The sequence below is a fragment of the Falsiroseomonas sp. CW058 genome, from assembly GCF_050563535.1.
Classification (GTDB): domain Bacteria; phylum Pseudomonadota; class Alphaproteobacteria; order Acetobacterales; family Acetobacteraceae; genus Falsiroseomonas.
In genome coordinates this window covers 1-17591 of record NZ_JBNXUO010000056.1, presented here as the reverse complement: position 1 = coordinate 17591, position 17591 = coordinate 1, and the positions used below count along the sequence as shown (strand labels likewise).

Here is a 17591-nt window from a genome sequence, read left to right as displayed (position 1 = left end):
ACCTGCGACGCAGGGATAACATATACAAAATACGATTATTGCTCGCCTGACCTGAGAGGATCGCATCGAGGAAACCCGGCCGGCCAGTGCCTTGGGAACCGTGCCGTACCCCGCGTGACAGCCTCGCCCGGTGCGCGCCACCGGCAGCGGGGCGCAGGGCGGCCGGACCAGCGTGGCTGCCCAGCGGCGTCGTCCCGTCCCGGGCACTTCCTTCGGCCGTCCCCGCATTCGCGGAACTGCTCGCCTTCGTCCACCCCACCTGGCGTCATGCGGAGTGTCGAAGAATGTATTCCCCGGACAGCGAAACCACACCGCTGCGCGTTCTCCTGATCGACGATCATCCGTTGCGCCGGGCCAGCCTTCAACGTTTCCTGCAGGACCTGCCGAAGGACTGGGGCGGCGGCTTCGACATCCTGAGCATGGCGCCGACATCGCCCCTGCCCCTCGACCAGCCGCCGGCCTCGCTGCTGCTGCTGAGCATCGGGGGCGCCTCGGCCGCGGCCAGCGCGGATGCGGTGCAGGACACGCTGCGGCGCGCGGGCGACATCCCGGTGGTGGTGCTGGCGGACCAGGACCCGCCGGAGGATGTGGTCGCCGCCTTCTCCATCGGGGTGCGCGGCTTCATCACGACGCGGATCGAGCCGCGCGTCATGTGCGGCGCGCTGCGCTTCATCGCGGGGGGCGGCACCGTCTTCCCGCCGGCCGCCCTGCTGGCGGACCGCGGCGAGCATCCCGACCGCCACGGAGCGGTCGGTGCGCCAAGGACGGGCCTGGATGCGCTGACGGGCCGGCAGCGCGACGTGCTGCGGCTGCTCGGCCACGGCTATTCCAACAAGCGCATCGCGATCGACCTGCGCATGTGCGAATCGACGGTGAAGGTCCATGTCCGGCAGATCATGCGCAAGCTGAAGGCGTCGAACCGCACCCAGGCCGCCCTGCATGCGCTGGAGCTGACGCGCGAGACGGCCGAGATCGCATCCGTGCCGGCGCCGGCCGAACTGCCGGACAAGCCGCCCGCGCGCAGCCTGGACCGCCTGGCCGTCGCGATCTAGCCCGCGATCGTCCCCAGTGCGCACGCCGCAGGCGGGCATACGCAGGGCGTGAATCGCGGGCGCGGCGGACCAGCCGCCCGGCCGGAGGATTCCTGCGCGCTCCACGAGGTCTGCGCACGCCGCTGCAGGTCGCGGCGTGCCCGCGCGAAGCCGGTTCCTTCTTTGCGCACCCGCGACATCGGGATCAGCCGATCGCGCGCGGGGGGATACACCCAACGATCCGCCTCGGCGCTGCCTGCGCGAATGTGCATGATGCGGTGCAACGTCCTCCTGAGGTGCATTCACCCTCAGCGCCGGCGGCACCCGCCAGGGTTGTGATAGATTCCGCGCATGAAGTCCCGGGACGTTCGGTCGGCATGGCGCGGCATCGCGCCGCGGCCGCCCGGCGCGGGACGCAGCCGCAGCCCGTATGGGGGGGCCGTGCAACCAACCTCCGCCGTGGCGAGGAGCCCTTGCGTCCTCGTCGTCTGCTTCCAGCCGCTCCGCGCCGCCAGCCTGGTCGCGCTGCTGCGTGACTGGGCCGATGCGGGGCGCATGACCCTCAGCCCCGCGCGCCCTGCCGCCGCGCGGGAGGCGCTGGACGAGGCCGGCGGCTGTGCGCTGGCGATCCTCGACATCGGCTCGGCGTCGCTGGGCGATGTGGTGGCGGCAGGCTGGCTGCAGGGCGTCCTGCAGGCCGCCGACGCGGCCCCCGTTGCGGTCATCGCCGACACCGAGCAGCCGGAGGAGATCCTGGCCGCCGTCCGCGCCGGCGCGCGCGGCTTCATCCCGACCAGCACCGCGCCGGAGATCGCGTTGCGCGCCTTCTCCTTCATCATCGGCGGCGGGTCCTTCTTCCCGCCCGGCGCGCTGCTGGAACGCTTCCGGCCGCGCGCGATGCGCGCCGGGCCGGACCGCGCCGTGCCGCAGGACCGCCGCCTGCCGCGCAACGTGCTGAGCGAGCAGTAAAGGGCGGTGCTGGTGCATCTGCGCGCGGGGCGGTCGAACAAGGGGATCGCGCGGCTGCTCGGCCTGCGCGAATCCACCGTGAAGGCGCAGGTCCGGCAGATCATGAAGAAGCTCGGCGCCGCCAACCGCACCCAGGCGGTGCTCGTCGGGCTCGGGCAGGAGGTGGAGCCCGCGAATGACCGCGCGCCCGCGCCGGTGCAGCTGCTGCGCTGCGTGATATGATACTCGGCTCATGAAGTGCTGACGCACTTCATGCTTCCGACGCCAGCGCGCCTCCGCGCTCGGCTTCGCCGCACTTGCGGCGGCGCCCGTTCGGGCGCTCGGCCCGCTTCGCGGGCCGCAGGTCGGGACTTCGTGGGCCGGGTGTGACGCCGTCCTTCCGGCCCGGCCGCGCGGGCGGCGATGCGGGGCGCTACACCTCGCGGAAGCTGCGGCGGAAGGCGTCGCGCAGGGGCTCGATCAGGTAGTCCATCATCGTCCGCTCCCGGCGGACGATCAGCACCTCGGCCGGCATGCCGGGCACCAGTTCCACCTCCCGCCCGAGGCTGGCCAGCGCCTCGCGCGTCACCTCGACCCGCGCGAGGTAGTAGGGCTGGCGCGTCGAATCATCCGTCAGGCGGTCGGCCGAGACGGAGCGGACCGTGCCCTCGATCCGCGGCAGGTTGCGGCCGGCGAAGGCGGTGAAGCGGACCTGCGCCTGCATGCCGTTGCGCACCACGTCGACATCGGTCGGCGCGACGCGCGCATCCACCAGCAGCTTCTCCTCGGCCGGCACGATGTCGAGGATCGCCTCCCCCGGCCGCACGACGCCATCGACCGTGCGGAAGCGCATGCCGACCACCGTGCCGGGGACCGGCGCGGTCACCACCGTGCGCGTCAGCACGTCGCGGCTGGCGTTCAGCCGTTCCGTCACCCCCGCCAGCTCCGCCCGCACCTGGTCGAGCTGCTGGGACACCTGGTCGGCGCGCTCGGCGTCGAGGCCGAGGATCTGCATCTCCGCCTCGCCGATCTGCTGCTGGGTGCGCGCGACGGTGCCCTGGTACTCGCCGCGCCGCCCCTCGATCTCGGCCTGGACGCGACGCAGGCGCAGCACCTCCGGCCGCGGCACCAGGCCGCGGCGCAGCAGCGTCTCCTTCCCGCGCAGCTCGTCGGCGATGAGGGAGAGCTGCTCCGTCGCGCTGGCGATCTGCGCCTCCGCGCCGCGGATCTGCTCGCGCGACTGCTCGATGCGCTGGCGCAGCACGGCGCGCTTGCTCTCATGCGCGGCGCGGCGCGTCTCGAACAGGGAACGCTGGGCCTGGACGATCAGCGCCAGCTCGCGGTCGGACAGCGCCGTCAGCACGTCGTCCGGCAGGTCGATCGCCATGAGTCCCGCCTGTTCGGCCCGCAGCCGTGCCTGCATGGCGCGCAGCGTCACGTACTGGTTCTGCAGCGCGTTGAAGGCGGCGCGCGCCTGCACGCTTTCCAGCACCACCAGCGGCTGGCCGGCCAGCACGCGGTCGCCGTCGCGCACGGCGAGGCTCGCGATGATGCCGCCTTCCAGGTGCTGCACCGTGCGCCGGCTGCCATCCGGGCTGACCACACCCGGCGCCACCGCCCCGCCGGCGATCGGCACCGTGACCGCCCAGGCGGTGAAGCCGCCGAGGAAGACGGTCATCAGCCCCATCCCGATGCGGAAAGGCCGCCGCACCGTCCGCCGCAGCGCCGCGGCGTCGAGCCCGAGATCGAGCGGCGCGACCGGCCGTTCCGGGCGGATCTCCAGCGGCATGCCGGCCTGGCCGTTCATGGCGTGCCCCCCGCCTGCGCCGCGCCCGCGGCGCCGGCCTCCTCCCGCACAGGCGGGGCATCCGCCGCGCGGCCGACCGCCGCGCTTTCCGCCGCGCGGCCGACCGCCGCGACGCGCATGACCTTCAGCACCTCGTCGCGCGTGCCAAAGCGTTCCACCCGCCCATCCTTGAGGACGAGGATGCGGTCCGCCTGCGCGATGGTGGAAGGGCGGTGGCCGACGATCAGCAGCGTCGCGCCGCGGCCCTTCATCGCCTCGATCGCGGCGGACAGCGCGGCCTCCCCCGCCTGGTCCAGATTGGCGTTCGGCTCGTCCAGCACGATCAGCCGCGGCACGCCGTAGAGCGCGCGCGCAAGCCCGATCCGCTGCCGCTGCCCGCCCGAGAGCCTCGCCCCGCCCTCGCCGATCTGCGTGTCGTAGCCCTGCGGCAGGCGCTGGATCATCTCATGCGCATGCGCGAGCCGCGCGGCTTCCGCCACCGCCGCGTCGTCGACCGTGCCCATGCGGGCGATGTTCTCCCGCACCGTGCCGGCGAACAGCTCCACGTCCTGCGGCAGGTAGCCGACATAGCGGCCGAGCTGCTCCGGCTCCCAGTGGCGGATCTCGGACCCGTCAAGCCGCACCTCGCCCGAGGACGGGTCGAGGATGCCGGTGATGAGGCGGCAGAGCGTGCTCTTGCCACCCGCCGAGGGGCCGATCACCGCCACCGCCTCGCCGGGACTGGCGCGGAAGGTGACGCCCTGGAGGATCGGCCCGCGCCCGCCCGCGGCGTTGTAGGTGACGCGGTCGAGCGTCAGCGCGCCGGCGGGGGAGGGGAGGCGCATGCGTTCCGGCGGCGGCGGCATCGCCTGGAGCTTGGACTGCAGCCGCCCCCAGGCGACCCGTGCGAGGCCGAGGCCGCGCAGCGCGCCGATCGCGCCCTCGACCGGCGCGAGCGCGCGGCCGAGCAGGATGGAGGAGGCGATCATCACGCCCCCCGTCGCCTCGCCGAGGAGGACCAGGTAGGCACCGAGGCCGAGCACCGCGGACTGGACGAAGATGCGCAGGAACTTCGCCAGGCCGAGCAGCATCGCGCCGCGTTCCGCGCCGCGGCACTGCGCCTCGATCCCGGCGGCGCTGACGCGCTCCCAGCGCACCAGCAGCGCCGGCAGCATGCCCATGGCGCGCACCGCCTCGGCGTTGCGGATCGTCGCCTCGGCCTGCTGGGTGGCAACGATCTGCGCCATGGCGCCGCTGAGGCTCGCGCCGCGCGTCACCCATTCATGCGCGAGGCCGAGCAGCAGCAGCAGCACGGCGGAGCCGACGGCGAGCATGCCGAGCCAGGGATGCAGGATCCAGATGAGCACGAGGAAGGCCGGCGTCCACGGCGCGTCGAACAGCGCCGGCACGGCCGCGGAGGAGACGAAGGCCTGCACCTGCTGGAGGTCCCGCAGCGGCTGCGCGCCGGCGGTGTCGCCATGCAGCCGGGCCCGCACGCTGGCGCCGAGCAGCGGCGGCCCCAGCCTCTCGCCGAGCCAGGCGGCGGTGCGCGCCAGGATCGCCCCGCGCAGCGCGTCGATCAGGCCGAAGACCAGCAGCGCGCCGCAGGTCAGCAGCGTCAGCAGCACCAGCGTCTCGACCCGGCCGGTGACCATGACGCGGTCGTAGACCTGGAGCATGTAGAGCGGCGAGGCGAGCAGCAGCAGGTTCGCGCCGAGGCTGAACAGCAGCAGCGACCCGGCATTGGCGCGGCAGGCCGCCAATGCCCGGTCCAGCTCCGTCTTCCGTCGTCGCCCGGCGGGCGGCGCGATCGAGACCATCGCCCCCGCCCTTCAGACCACGCCGATGAAGTCGCTCTGCGCCAGGACGGTGGTGCCGAAGACGAGGAAGTTCATCTCGGCGGTGCCCGGCACGGTGTCGGTGTTGACCTGCACCAGGGTCGCGCCGAGCGCCGCCTGCGGCGTGTAGCGCACCGAGAAGGTGTTCGCGAGGAAGGCACCCGTCCCGGCCCATCCGAGGTTGGCGACGCCGAGGCCCGCGGCGATCGGCGAGAGGTCGAGCCGGTCGGCGCCGCGCACGAAGTCCTCCACCCGGTCCACCGTGGTGGTGCTGATCGGACCGGAGGCCGCGCCCTCGGAGGGAGCGAGCCAGCGGAAGGTGTCGGCATCGGCGCCGCCGAACATCGAATCGATGCCGGTGCCTCCGATCAGGATGTCGCCGCCGTTCCCGCCCTCCAACCGGTCGTTGCCGCCGCCGCCGACCAGCAGGTCCGCCCCGTCCAGCCCGCGCAGCGTGTCGGCGCCGCCATTCCCCTGAAGGCTGTTCGTGGCGGCGTTCCCGATGAACAGGTCGTTGAGGTTCGAGCCGAGGAAGGTCTCGATCGAGATGTAGACGTCGCCCGCCGCATCCCCGGCATTCGCCACCGAGCCGTCGAGGGCGACGGTCACGCCGGCGGTCGAGTTCTCGAAGGTGGCGATGTCGCTGCCGGCGCCGCCGTCGAGCGTGTCCGCCCCGCCGCGGCCCTCCAGCCGGTCGTTGCCAAGGCCGCCTTCGAGCAGGTTGTCGAAGTTGACGCCGGGCACGGTCGTGGTGCTGGAGCCGACGAGCGTGTCGCCGAAATCGCTGCCGCGCAGGTTCTCGGTGGTGGAGAAGACGGTGTCGTTCTGCGCCTCGCCGGCGACGGTGCTGGACACGGTGCCGCCGATCACCACGAACACCGCGCCGGCCGCGGCGGCATAGGTCGCGGTGTCGGTGCCGAGGCCGCCGTCGATCACGTCGCCGCCGAGGCCTCCCACCAGGATGTCGTCGCCCGCGAAGCCGAGCAGCGTGTCGTTGCCGTCCCGCCCCGCCAGGCTGTCCGCGCCGCCGTTGCCGTCCAGCCGGTTCCCGCCGGCATCGCCTTCCAGCGTGTCGGCCTGTTCGGAGCCGCCGAGGTTCTCGATGCTCTCCAGCGTGTCGCCCGCCGCCTGGTCGCCGGCATTCGCCGCCGCATCGGTCAGCGACACGACGACGCCGGTGGCGGATGTGGCGTAGAGCGCGATGTCGCTGCCCGCGCCGCCGCGCAGCAGGTCCGCGCCGAGCCCGCCGAACAGGTTGTCGTTGCCGTCACGCCCGTCCAGCAGGTCGTCGCCGCCTTCGCCCTGAAGCAGGTTCGCCGCGGCATCGCCCAGCAGCGTGTCGCCGGAGGCGGAGCCGACGAGGTTTTCGACCCCCACCAGCGTGTCGCCGCCGACCGTGTCGGCCGCCTCGCCGTCGATGTTGGGCAGCGAGCCGTCGAGCGCGATGGTGACGGCGCCGGGCGCGCCGGCGTAGAGCGCGGTGTCGACCCCCGCGCCGCCGACGAGCGAATCGCCCCCCGCGCCGCCGGTCAGCAGGTCCGACCCATCGCCGCCATCCAGCGTGTCGCGGCCGGTGCCACCCAGCAGCTGGTCGATACCGGCGCCGCCGAGCAGCAGGTTGGCCGCCGCGCTGCCGATCAGCGTGTCGTCGAAGGCGCTGCCGACCACGCCCTCGAAGCCGCCCACCGTGTCGCCCGCCGCCCAGCCGCCGGCCTCTCCCAGCTCGGTCGAGAGGTTGAGCGAGATGGCGGCGGCGGCATCGGCGTAGTCCACCATGTCGAAGCCGTTGCTGCCCTGCATGCTGTCGATGCCGGCGCCGCCGCGGATCGTGTCCGCGTCGGAGCCGCCGACCAGGCTGTCGTTGCCCGCGCCGCCATGGATGAGGTTGTTGCCGTCCCCCGCCGTCACCAGGTCGTCGCCGTCGCCGGCCAGGATGCTGTCGGCGCCGAAATTGCCGGTCAGAAGGTCGTTGCCCGCGCCGCCCAGCAGCGTGTCGTCGCCGAAGCCGCCGACCAGGCTGTCGTCGCCGCTGCCGCCGAGCAGCAGGTCGTTGCCGTTGCCGCCGTCCAGCACGTCGTTGCCGCCGCCGGGACCGTCCGCGCCGTCGGGGATGCCGTCGGCGTCGTCGTCGTCCGGCACGCCGTTGCCGTCCGCATCCGCCATGTCGTCGCCGAGGATGGTGTCGTTGCCGTCGAGGCCGCGCAGGATGTCGGCGCCGCCGCGGCCGATCAGGCGGTTGGCCGCGTTGTTGCCGGCGAGGTTGTCGCCGAAGGCGGAGCCCGCGAGGTTCTCGATGCCGAACAGGCTGTCGCCCTGCGCGTGGCCGCCGAGGCCGCGCGTGACGGCGTTGGCGAGGGTGGAGAGCAGGATGGTGACGGCGGCGTTCGAGGCGGCGTAGTCGGCGGTGTCGCTGCCGTCGCCGCCGTTCAGCGAATCCGCGCCGGCGCCGCCGATCAGCATGTCCGCGCCGCCGCCGGCCGAGAGCGTGTCGTTGCCGGTGCCGCCATCGAGGATGTCGTCGCTGCCGGCTGCGAACAGGCGGTCGTTCCCGTCCTCGCCCTGCAGCCGGTCGGAGCCGGTGGTGCCGGACTGGATGGTGAGGATGTCGTTGCCTGCGCCCCCGAGGACGTCCCACCGGTCGTTGGTCGCGGCGGTGAAGGTGTCGGCGCCGGCGCCGAGGATGGTCGAGCGGTTGTAGCTGCGCGGCAGTGTCGCCATGGCCGTTGCCCTCTCCTTCTGCGATGGCTCGTGCAGCCGATCCGTGGCGCAGGTTACGGAGCGGGCCCGTGGTGCGGCAGTGGCGCGGTCGGGGTAGGACCGTTGGGCTTAGGGGGTGCCGCCTTCCGGGGCAGGGCGCGGCGGGGTTCCGCCGAAGGGCGGTGCGTGGTCCCCCGACTGAAAAGGCCCGGGGCTTGCGCCCCGGGCCCTCCGTCCGGCGAGGCCGGCCGCGTCAGCCGACGACGATCACGCCCGACGAGGTGAAGGCCGAGTACTGGTCCTCCACCGCGAAGGCCAGGATGCTCACGTTCACCAGCGTGTCCTCGCCGAAGGCCTGGGCGTCCACGTTGAACACCACGCTGTTGCCGTCCACCGACGGCTCCCAGCAGATGTCCTCGCTGATGTCCACGTGGTCGCTGAAGGAGTTGTCCGTCTCGATGCTGACATCGACCCAGGCTTCGGTGTCGTAGATGACTTCCAGGTCGTCCAGGTCGAGGTCGGAGTCGTGGTTGTTGTTGCGGCTCATGGTGCCTGTCCTCTCTCCCGAGGGTGCGTCGGCGGCGTGCCGACAGGCCGGACGCTACGGGCCGCGCGGCGCGGCGGGCAAAGCGGCAATCGGCTTAGACGACGAAGTGCGAAGGCGCGCCGGATGGGCGATGCGCCGCGCCCCGCCATCCGCCGATCTGCGCCGAGGGATGAGGCGCCGTGCGCTACGCCTTCCGGCGCGACCGCGCCGGGGGGAGGAGGCGGCGCGGCGCGGGAATGCGAAAGGCGCCGCGGCAGGGTGCCGCGGCGCCTTCGACGGGATGGCCCGGAGGAATGGGTCCGCCCGGCTCAGCCGACGCCCGCATGGACCGCGCCGCTGACCTGCGACAGCGCGTCCTCGACCACCAGGGCGGATATGTCGACCACCACCACCGTGTCGTGCCCGTAGGCCACGGCGTCGATCTCGAACCAGGCGGAGTTGCCGTCGAGGTAGGGGCCGTCCGGATCGTCGCCGCAGCCGCAACCGGGGTCGTGCTCGTGCGTCCATGCCCAGTCGCCGGGATCGGGGCCGAAGTCGTCGATGCCGTAGATCGCGGCCGGCCCGTCCGGGTCGTCGCCGATCCCAGCGACGACGGGGGTGATGTCGTCGAGGCCGGCGATCACGTACACGGCCTCGGCCGATTCGGACTCCCAGATGCTGAGGCCGGGTTCCTGCCGGAAGGTGGTGCTGTCGTAGTCCAGGAAGAAGCCGTGGCCGCTGACCTCGCCGAGGCCGACGAAGGCGCTGGCCGAGGCGAAGGCCGTGCCGCCGCCGGTCGACATGGCGCTGGCCTGCATCGTGGCCGAGGCGACCGCCCCGCCCACCGCGCCGTCGCCGTCGACGCGCACCGTGACCGCCGCGCTGGCGGAGGTCGCCCCGCCGAAGGCCACCGCGCTGCCGCCCGCCTGCGCCGAGATGCCCGGACCCGCGCCGGCGTCGATCTCCCCGATGCCGACGAGGAGGTCGGATTCGGTGACGTAGACCGACATGCCCTCCGGCTCATCCGCGCCCTGGACGATGGAGGCGTCCCAGCGGAAGCCCGACATGAACGAGACCCTGGTGGCCATGATGCCCGCCCGCCCGATGATGCGAGGCGAGTGTAGCGCCGGGCGCGCGGAAGGCGGGCGGCGACGAAGGGAGCAGCCGGAAGGTCATGCGGCGGAGGGCCGGGTGCTACGCCTTCCGCGCGGATGCCTCGGCCATACTGCGGTGGCGCGCGCGCCTTCCGCGCCCTGGCCAGCCTCACGCGATCAGCGACAGCATGTCGGCGACGCCGAAGGTCATCGTGCGTTCGGCGTAGGCGGCATCCCCGTCCGAACCGTGGAACACCTGCTGCAGCAGCGGCAGGGCCGCCGCGTCGTTCAGCAGGCCGGCGCGGGTGGCGGCGAAGGCGGGGTTGAGCACGAAGAAATCCGTGAGCGTCAGACGGGAGGCGGGCTGGCCGTCGAGCATCGTCACGACCAGGTCCCTTCCCGCGCGCTGCAGCGTCACGTCCTGGCCGTTGCGGGCCGCAAGCGCGGCCGCGCCTTCCCAGTCCCCGTCGCCGACCACGAGGCGGTCCCCCTCGGCCAGGCGGAAGTCCCGCACCGTGTCGCGACCGAAGGCGCCGGCGAGCACGTACCAGTCCGCGCCGCCGCCGCCCGTGAACAGGTCGTTCCCGTCGCCGGCGCGGTTGCCGTCGCCGAGCAGGAAGGTGTCGTCGCCGCCGCCTCCTTCCACCGTGTCGTTGCCGCGGCCGGCGCGGATGGCGTCGGCGCCGCCGCCGCCGGTGATGCGGTCGTTGCCGTCGCCGCCGTCGCCGATGTTGCGTCCGTCGCCGAGAAGCAGCACGTCGTTGCCGTCGCCGCCGAACAGCCAGTCATCCCCCGCCAGGCCCTGGAGGCTGTCATTCCCGGCATTGCCGAAGGCGGTGTTGTCGCCCTGGCCGGCCAGGATGGTGTCGTTGCCGAACCCGCCGAAGGCCCAGTCATCCCCCGCGCCGAACAGCATCCTGTCCGACCGCACCCCGCCCATCCGCACCTCGTCGGGCACCGCGGAGGGACTGCCATTCGCCTGCGCGGCGGCGAGGATGCTGACGGAGGAGAGGCGGTCCTCGACCGCGATGGCCTCGACCTGCACGTCGACCAGCGTGTTTTCGCCGAAGGCCGCGATGTCGGTGGTGAAGCTGGCCAGATTGCCGCCTGGCGGCGCCACGCGCACCGGCGCCTCGTTCTCCAGGTGATGGATGGCGATCGGGCCGGCCGAGGGCTGCCAGCCATCGATGTCGACCGCGAGGAAGACGGTCGTGCTCTGCTCCGTCCACCAGGCTTGGCCCGCGAAGGTGCCGCTGCCCGAGGCCTGGGTGGTGCGCGACAGGGCGAGGTCGGCGCCCGCGACCTCGACGCCGGTCGCGGCGGTGGCGAAGGCTGAGGCCGGGTCGGAGGCGGTGGCGGTGGCGGTCGCGGTGCCGAAGGCCAGCGTCACCGCGCCGCGGTCGATGACCGTCGCGGAAACATGGCCGGCGGCGAGCGTGTTCTCGCCGGTCGCGGTGCCGGTGGCGGTGGCGAGGACCGACATGGGCGCGTCGCCGGGTTCCGGCTTCAGCAGCGCGAAGGGCGGGTCGGGGTGGCGGGACAGGTCCTCCCGCTCCAGCCCGCGCCCTGGCTCCCCCGCACGGTTCGGGGGGCCTCCGAAGGCGTAGGGCCGGCCGCCGGACGTGAGTGCTCTGGTCGACATCGACATCCTCCGAAATCGGCAAGCGCATGGCCTTCGTAACGGATCGGATGGGGTGCGGCGGGAGCGCATGGAGCGTACGCCCGGCCGAGGATGGCCTGCGCGAAAGGGTAATGACCGTCCTGGGAAGGGGGCTCCACCCAACCTGTCCGTCGGCGGGACAGGGGCGGGCCGGCATGGTTGCGCCACCATCCGCCTGCCGTGCATGCTGCCCCCGGCCGAACCGCGCCGCGCAGGACCCGCCATGACGCAACCGCCCTTCGACCCGTTCTCGACGCTCGGTCGCCGCCTGCATGTCGAGGAACGGGCCGACCTGCTGGTGGTCGGCGCGGGCGCGGCCGGGCTGGCCGCCGCGCTGGAAGGGCGGCGTCAGGGCCGCGGCGTGATGCTGGTGGATGAGAACCCGATCCCGCCTGCGACGATGGGCGACGACATCCCCCTGATGTTCGGCGGCTGCATGGCGGGTGCGGTGCGCAACCGCAACGCCATGCTGGAAGCCGTGCTGGCCGGCAACCCGCGTCTGGTGGAGGCGGTCGATGCCGGGGTGGACCTTCGCCTCGGCACCGTATGCTGGGGCATCCACGGCAATGCCGCCGATGTCGGCTGGCTGCCGGGGCTGCTGGCCGGGCTGGCGGAGGACGGGCGGTCCTGGATCGTGCAGGCGCGGCAGGTGGTGGTCGCGGCCGGGCGGCGGGACATGGGGCTCGCTTTCGCGGGCTGGGACCTGCCGGGCGTCACCGGCATGGCTGCGGCGCTTCGGCTCGCCACCGCCTACGGCGCGCTGGATGCCCGGCGGGCGCTGGTGCTCGGCACCTCGGCCGAGGCGCTGTCCGGCGCGCTCGCGCTGCGGGAGGCAGGGGTGGAGGTCGCCGGGCTGGTGGAGGCGGGGGCGGAGCCGGTCGGGCCCGCCGCGCTGCTGGCCGAGGTCGCGGCGGCCGGCATCCCGCTGTTCCGCGGCATGGTCCCGCGCCGCGCGGAAGGGCGGGGGCGGGTGGAGGAGGTGGTGCTGGTGCCCGCCGGGCCGCCGGCCGGGCCGCGCGCGGAGACGCGCATCGCCTGCGACACGGTGGTGCTGGCCATCGGCGCCGTGCCGGTGATCGAACTGCTCGGCGCCGCCGGGTGCCGCCTGCGGCACGACGGCGCGCGGGGCGGGCATGTCCCGGTGCTCGATGCCCTGATGCGCAGCAGCGTCCCGGGGCTTTCCGCGGCCGGCGACTGCGCCGGCACATGGGAGGCGAAGAGCCTCTCTCCCGCCATCGCGGAGGAGGAGGGCCGCCGCGCCGCCTCGGCCGCCGCTGCGGGCGACCCTGCCGCCGGGCTGCGCGATGCGGACCCTGGCGGCGGATTGCGCGACGAGGGCGCGTATCGCCTGGGCTGGGTGCGCGCGGCGCTGCTCGCGGCGGAAGGCGAGCCGCATGTGTGCCGCTGCGAGGAGGTGACCGCGCGGGAGATCCTGGAAGTGCGGCCGCCCCGCTACCTCGCCCCAGGGTCGCGCCGGCAGAATGCGCGCGACCTGGCGAGCCTGCTTGGCGAGGGGCCGCCGCATCCGGACCAGGTGAAGCGCCTGACGCGCGCCGGCATGGGCGTCTGCCAGGGCCGCCGCTGCCGCGAGCAGGTGGCGGCGCTGATGGCGCTGCAATCCGGCTGCGACCCGGGGGAGGTGCCGCTCGCGACCTACCGCGCGCCGGTCCGCCCGCTGCCGCTCTCCACCCTCGCGGACCGGCAGGAGGACCCGGCGATGGCGCGCCACTGGGACACCTGGTTCGGCATGCCGCTGCAATTCGCCCCGGTCTGGAAGCAGCCCGCGCGCTATGTCGCGGCCGCGTCCGGCCCCGCGCGTCCGGCGAGCGAGTGAGCGCCATGGATGGGGCGAAGGGCGCGGCGGTCATCGTCGTGGGCGGCGGCGTGTCCGGCCTGAGCGCCGCCTGGTGGCTGGCGCGCGAAGGCGTGGACGTGCTGGTGGTGGAGAAGGGCATCGTCGGGTGGGAGGCGTCGGGCCGCAACGGCGGCGGCTGTTCGCACCACTTCAGCCCGCTGTTCCACGAGGAGCAGCGGCTCTGGCCGATGATGGACGAGCTGCTGGGCTACCCGACGGAATGGCAGGCCGAGCGCATCCGCGTCGCCATGGATGCCGCGCAGATGGAGCTCTACGCCCAGGCGGTGGAGAATGCGCGCGGCCAGGGCTTCGTGGTGGAGGTGCTGGACACGGCGCAGCTGCGCGACGCCGTGCCCCTCGTCTCGCCCGCGGCGGTGGGCGGCTACCACTACCGCTTCGGCGGGCACGCGAACCCGCACCGCACCGCGCAGGCCTATGCCTGGGCCCTGCAGGACCATGGCGGGCGGCTGATGCAGCACACCACGGTGCGCGGGCTGACCATGGCCGGCGGGCGGGTCAGCGGCGTCTCGACCGATCGCGGGGAGCTGGGCTGCGACGTGGTGGTGCTGGCGGCCGGGCTGCAGACCACGCGGCTGGCCCGCGGCATCGGGCTGGAGGTGCCGACCGTCGCGGCACGGGCCGAGATCCTGGTGACGGAGCCGCTGCCGCCGATGCCGCTCGGCGGCGTGGACGGCAACGGGCTCTACGGGCGGCAGACGCTGCGCGGCAACCTCGCCTATGGCGGCGGGCCGCATGAATGGATCGACACGCCGTCCGCCGCGCCGGCCAACAGCTCCACCCCGCTGGCGCGCAACATCGCCCGGCGCCTGGCGGAGCTGTTCCCGGCGGCGGCGCATGCGCGGGTGCTGCGCAGCTGGGCGGGCACGGTGGAGAACACGCCGGATGGCCGGCCGGTGATCGACCGACCGGCGCATCCCGGCAATGCGGTGATCGTCACCCTGTCGAGCGTGGGCTTCGGCCTGTCGCCGGCGACCGGCCATGCGGTGCGGGACTTGGTGCTGGACGGCGCCTGCGGCTTCGCCGACCTGTCCACCCTTTCGCTTGCGCGCTTCGCGGAGCTGGAGCCCGACTGGCGCGAGATCCAGGGATGGGTCCCGGCGCCCCGGCCGGACGCGGCGGCAGGAGCGTGACCGCGCGGCGGCGCCGCAGGATGCGCGCCGGCCGGGCAGGGGGCAGTGCCTTGCCGCGACCGGCTGCGACATTTGTCGCGGCGGGGGCTTGCCGGATGGGCTCGCGGGGCGGTTCCATGGGCCCCATGCAGCATCCAGCGCAGGACAGGGCCTGATGGCCGGGTATTCGGGGCTCCGCATCCTCTCCGAAGGGCTGCGCGGCAATCGCGGCTGGAAGCCGGCCTGGCGGAAGCCGGCGCCGAAGCCGGCCTATGACGTCATCGTGGTGGGGGGCGGCGGCCACGGGCTCGCCACCGCCTTCTACCTGGCCAGCGAACACGGCATCACCAATGTCGCGGTGCTGGAGAAGGGGCCGATCGGCCTCGGCAACACCGGGCGCAACACCACCATCGTGCGCAGCAACTACCTGCTGCCGCAGAACCACCATTTCTACGAACACTCGCTGAAGCTGTGGGAGGGGCTGGAGGCGTCGCTCGGCTACAACGTGATGATGAGCCAGCGCGGCGTGCTCAACCTGTTCCATAACGACGCGGGGCGGAATGCGGCGATCCGCCGCGGCAATTCGATGCGGCTGTCCGGCATCGATGCGGAGCTGCTGGACCGCGACGGCGTGAAGGCCTTCTGCCCGCTGGTGGACTGCGACAATGGCCGCTTCCCCGTCCTGGGCGGGCTGCTGCAGCGGCGCGGCGGCACGGCGCGGCACGATGCGGTGGCCTGGGGTTTCGCCCATGCCGCGGATGCGCGCGGCGTCGACGTGATCGAGCATTGCGAGGTTACGGGGATGATCGTGGAAGGCGGCGCCATCCGCGGCGTCCGCACGACCCGCGGCGACATCCGGGCGGCGAAGGTCGGGCTCGCCGTGGCGGGCCACACCAGCGTGCTGACGCGCATGGCCGGCTTCGACGTGCCGATCGAGAGCCACCTGCTGCAGGCCTTCGTGAGCGAGAGCGTGAAGCCGATGATCGACGGCGTCGTGACCTTCGGCGCCGGGCATTTCTACATCAGCCAGTCGGACAAGGGCGGGCTGGTCTTCGGCGGCGGGCTGGACGGCTACAACTCCTACTCGCAGCGCGGCACGCTGCCGACGGTGGAGCATGTGCTGGCAGCGGGGATGAGCATGATCCCCGCCCTGGGCCGCACCCGCATGCTGCGCAGCTGGGCGGGGGTGATGGACATGACGCCCGACGGCAGCCCCTTCATCTGCACCACGCCGGTGCGCGGCCTGACGATGACGGCGGGCTGGTGCTACGGCGGCTTCAAGGCCACGCCCGGCTCCGGCTGGTGCCATGCCTGGACCATCGCGAAGGGCGAGCCGCATCCGCTCAACGCGCATTTCACGCTCGACCGCTTCCGCGAGGGCCGGATGCTGGACGAACGCGGCAACGGCCCCTTCGGATGGCTGCAATAGGATGCTGATTCCCTGCCCCCATTGCGGCGCGCGCGACGAGAGCGAGTTCACCTATCGCGGCGACGCGACCGTGGCGCGCCCGGCGCCGGATGCCGGGACGGACGCCTTCCACGACTATGTCTACCTGCGGGCCAACCCGCGCGGCTGGCATGTGGAATGGTGGCAGCACGGCGCCTGCCGGCAATGGCTGCGCGTGGTGCGCCACACCGTGACGCATGAGATCCGGCAGGCCGCCCTGCCCGGCGAGGCGGTGGAGGTGCCGGGGGCATGACGAGGCTTTCCTCCGGCGGGCATGTGGACCGCGCCACGCCGCTGCGCTTCACCTTCGACGGCCGCAGCCTGGCCGGGCTGGCGGGCGACACGCTGGCCAGCGCGCTGCTGGCGAACGGCATCCACCTGGTCGGCCGGTCCTTCAAGTACCACCGCCCGCGCGGCATCTTCTCGGCGGGGGTGGAGGAGCCGAACGCGCTGGTCGAGCTGCGCAGCGGCGCCCGGCGGGAGCCGAACACGCGCGCGACGGCGGCGGAGCTGTACGACGGGCTCGCGGCGGCGAGCCAGAACCGCGTCGGCTCCCTCGCCTTCGATGCGATGAGCGTGAACGGGCTGGTCGCGCCCTTCATCGGCGCGGGCTTCTACTACAAGACCTTCATGTGGCCGCCCGCCTTCTGGGAGAAGGTGTACGAGCCGATGGTACGCCGCGCCGCCGGCCTTGGCCGCGCCGCGCGCGAACCCGATCCGGACCGCTACGAGGCGGCGAGCGCGCATTGCGACGTGCTGGTGGTGGGCAGCGGCGCCGCGGGCCTGGCCGCTGCGCTGGCAGCGGGCGCCACGGGGGCGCGCGTGATCCTGGCCGAACAGGACTTCCTGCCGGGCGGCTGGCTGCTGGCCGAGCCGGAGGCGAATCGCTGGCGGGAGGATGCGCTGGCCGCGCTGGCGCGGATGCCGGAAGTGCGCGTGATGCCGCGCACCACCGTGCTCGCGCAGTACAAGGACAACATCCTCGCCGCGGTGGAACGCGTGGCCGACCACATGCCGGAGCCGCCGACCCATGCGCCGCGCCAGCGCTTCTGGCGCATCGCGGCGGCGCAGGTGGTCTTCGCCACAGGGGCGCAGGAACGGCTGATCGCCTTCCCGGGCAACGACCGCCCTGGCGTCATGCTGGCGGGCGCGGGCCTTGCCTATGCCCGCCGCTGGGCAGTGCGGGCGGGGGAGAGCGTGGCGGTCTTCGCCACCAACGACGCCGCCTATGACGCCGCCTTCGGGCTGGCCGAGGCCGGGGCGCGGATCGTCGCCATCCTCGACCCGCGCGCCGACAGCCCCGCCATGGCCCGCGCGCGCGATGCCGGGCTGCATGTCGAGCCGCGGAGCGAGGTCTGCGGCACCTCCGGCAGCCGGCGGCTGACTGGGGTGGCGACGCGCCGGGTGGGCGCGGCGGGGCGGGGCGGCGGCCATGCGGCGGACCTCCTGCTGGTCTCGGGCGGCTGGAACCCTGCCGTCCACCTCGCCTCCATGGCGGGCACGCCGCTGCGCTTCGATGCGGCGCAGCAGACCTTCCTGCCGGACGGCGCGGCGCCCGGCACGCGCAGCGCCGGCGCCT

Annotated in this window: 14 protein-coding genes; 8 read left to right on the top strand and 6 right to left on the bottom strand. The window is 73.6% G+C overall.

Features of this window, described 5'->3' with window-relative positions:
- The first annotated feature begins 284 nt into the window (after nucleotides 1-284).
- The 3 genes from ACK8OX_RS24685 (at nucleotide 285) to ACK8OX_RS24675 (ending at nucleotide 2222) form a co-directional block, all read left to right on the top strand.
- On the top strand, nucleotides 285-1052 hold the full coding sequence (locus ACK8OX_RS24685) for a LuxR C-terminal-related transcriptional regulator (RefSeq protein ID WP_430666944.1): 768 nt from the start codon (nucleotides 285-287) through the stop codon (nucleotides 1050-1052).
- A gap of 438 nt (nucleotides 1053-1490) precedes the next feature.
- Complete coding sequence (locus ACK8OX_RS24680) at nucleotides 1491-2000, top strand: hypothetical protein (RefSeq protein WP_430666943.1); 510 nt, start codon at nucleotides 1491-1493, stop codon at nucleotides 1998-2000.
- A 6-nt stretch (nucleotides 2001-2006) separates the two neighbouring features.
- The gene (locus ACK8OX_RS24675; RefSeq protein ID WP_430666942.1) at nucleotides 2007-2222 is read left to right on the top strand and encodes a response regulator transcription factor; all 216 of its coding nucleotides are present in this window, start codon (nucleotides 2007-2009) and stop codon (nucleotides 2220-2222) included.
- Nucleotides 2223-2412: 190 nt separating this feature from the next.
- Here the strand turns inward: ACK8OX_RS24675 and ACK8OX_RS24670 are convergent, their stop codons facing one another.
- From ACK8OX_RS24670 to ACK8OX_RS24645, 6 genes are all read right to left on the bottom strand, one after another.
- Nucleotides 2413-3786: an HlyD family type I secretion periplasmic adaptor subunit gene (locus ACK8OX_RS24670; protein WP_430666941.1), complete on the bottom strand. Its 1374-nt coding sequence runs from the start codon at nucleotides 3784-3786 to the stop codon at nucleotides 2413-2415.
- Entirely contained in the window at nucleotides 3783-5585 is a 1803-nt protein-coding gene (locus ACK8OX_RS24665; protein ID WP_430666940.1) for a type I secretion system permease/ATPase, read from the bottom strand. Before ACK8OX_RS24665 ends, ACK8OX_RS24670 begins: the two co-directional genes overlap by 4 nt.
- A 12-nt stretch (nucleotides 5586-5597) precedes the next feature.
- Nucleotides 5598-8321, bottom strand: coding sequence for a beta strand repeat-containing protein (locus ACK8OX_RS24660; RefSeq protein WP_430666939.1), 2724 nt, complete (start codon nucleotides 8319-8321; stop codon nucleotides 5598-5600).
- A 232-nt stretch (nucleotides 8322-8553) separates the two neighbouring features.
- On the bottom strand, nucleotides 8554-8847 hold the full coding sequence (locus tag ACK8OX_RS24655) for a hypothetical protein (protein ID WP_430666938.1): 294 nt from the start codon (nucleotides 8845-8847) through the stop codon (nucleotides 8554-8556).
- Between the two features lie 308 nt (nucleotides 8848-9155).
- Entirely contained in the window at nucleotides 9156-9914 is a 759-nt protein-coding gene (locus ACK8OX_RS24650) for a hypothetical protein (protein WP_430666936.1), read from the bottom strand.
- A 175-nt stretch (nucleotides 9915-10089) separates the two neighbouring features.
- Complete coding sequence (locus ACK8OX_RS24645) at nucleotides 10090-11562, bottom strand: calcium-binding protein (RefSeq protein WP_430666935.1); 1473 nt, start codon at nucleotides 11560-11562, stop codon at nucleotides 10090-10092.
- A gap of 241 nt (nucleotides 11563-11803) precedes the next feature.
- On the opposite strand from ACK8OX_RS24645, the gene ACK8OX_RS24640 reads away from it, so the two are divergent.
- The 5 genes from ACK8OX_RS24640 to ACK8OX_RS24620 form a co-directional block, all read left to right on the top strand.
- Nucleotides 11804-13414, top strand: a complete 1611-nt coding sequence (locus ACK8OX_RS24640) for an FAD-dependent oxidoreductase (RefSeq protein ID WP_430666934.1) — start codon at nucleotides 11804-11806, stop codon at nucleotides 13412-13414.
- A 5-nt stretch (nucleotides 13415-13419) separates the two neighbouring features.
- Complete coding sequence (locus ACK8OX_RS24635) at nucleotides 13420-14586, top strand: NAD(P)/FAD-dependent oxidoreductase (protein ID WP_430666945.1); 1167 nt, start codon at nucleotides 13420-13422, stop codon at nucleotides 14584-14586.
- 154 nt (nucleotides 14587-14740) lie between these two features.
- Nucleotides 14741-15994, top strand: coding sequence for a sarcosine oxidase subunit beta family protein (locus tag ACK8OX_RS24630; RefSeq protein WP_430666933.1), 1254 nt, complete (start codon nucleotides 14741-14743; stop codon nucleotides 15992-15994).
- A 1-nt stretch (nucleotide 15995) separates the two neighbouring features.
- Nucleotides 15996-16265 carry a sarcosine oxidase subunit delta gene (locus ACK8OX_RS24625; protein WP_430666932.1) on the top strand — a complete coding sequence of 90 codons (270 nt, stop codon included), beginning with the start codon at nucleotides 15996-15998 and terminating at the stop codon, nucleotides 16263-16265.
- A partial coding sequence (locus ACK8OX_RS24620; protein ID WP_430666931.1) for a 2Fe-2S iron-sulfur cluster-binding protein occupies nucleotides 16262-17591 on the top strand: 1330 nt, incomplete at its 3' end. The genes ACK8OX_RS24625 and ACK8OX_RS24620, both read left to right, overlap by 4 nt.

Excerpts from the sequence above, each read along its gene's own strand:
- ACK8OX_RS24685 (WP_430666944.1), top strand. The coding sequence starts at position 285 with ATGTATTCCCCGGACAGCGAAACCACACCGCTGCGCGTTCTCCTGATC.
- ACK8OX_RS24670 (WP_430666941.1), bottom strand. The coding sequence starts at position 3,786 with ATGAACGGCCAGGCCGGCATGCCGCTGGAGATCCGCCCGGAACGGCCG.
- ACK8OX_RS24665 (WP_430666940.1), bottom strand. The coding sequence starts at position 5,585 with ATGGTCTCGATCGCGCCGCCCGCCGGGCGACGACGGAAGACGGAGCTG.
- ACK8OX_RS24660 (WP_430666939.1), bottom strand. The coding sequence starts at position 8,321 with ATGGCGACACTGCCGCGCAGCTACAACCGCTCGACCATCCTCGGCGCC.
- ACK8OX_RS24655 (WP_430666938.1), bottom strand. The coding sequence starts at position 8,847 with ATGAGCCGCAACAACAACCACGACTCCGACCTCGACCTGGACGACCTG.
- ACK8OX_RS24650 (WP_430666936.1), bottom strand. The coding sequence starts at position 9,914 with ATGGCCACCAGGGTCTCGTTCATGTCGGGCTTCCGCTGGGACGCCTCC.
- ACK8OX_RS24645 (WP_430666935.1), bottom strand. The coding sequence starts at position 11,562 with ATGTCGACCAGAGCACTCACGTCCGGCGGCCGGCCCTACGCCTTCGGA.
- ACK8OX_RS24640 (WP_430666934.1), top strand. The coding sequence starts at position 11,804 with ATGACGCAACCGCCCTTCGACCCGTTCTCGACGCTCGGTCGCCGCCTG.
- ACK8OX_RS24635 (WP_430666945.1), top strand. The coding sequence starts at position 13,420 with ATGGATGGGGCGAAGGGCGCGGCGGTCATCGTCGTGGGCGGCGGCGTG.
- ACK8OX_RS24630 (WP_430666933.1), top strand. The coding sequence starts at position 14,741 with ATGGCCGGGTATTCGGGGCTCCGCATCCTCTCCGAAGGGCTGCGCGGC.
- ACK8OX_RS24625 (WP_430666932.1), top strand. The coding sequence starts at position 15,996 with ATGCTGATTCCCTGCCCCCATTGCGGCGCGCGCGACGAGAGCGAGTTC.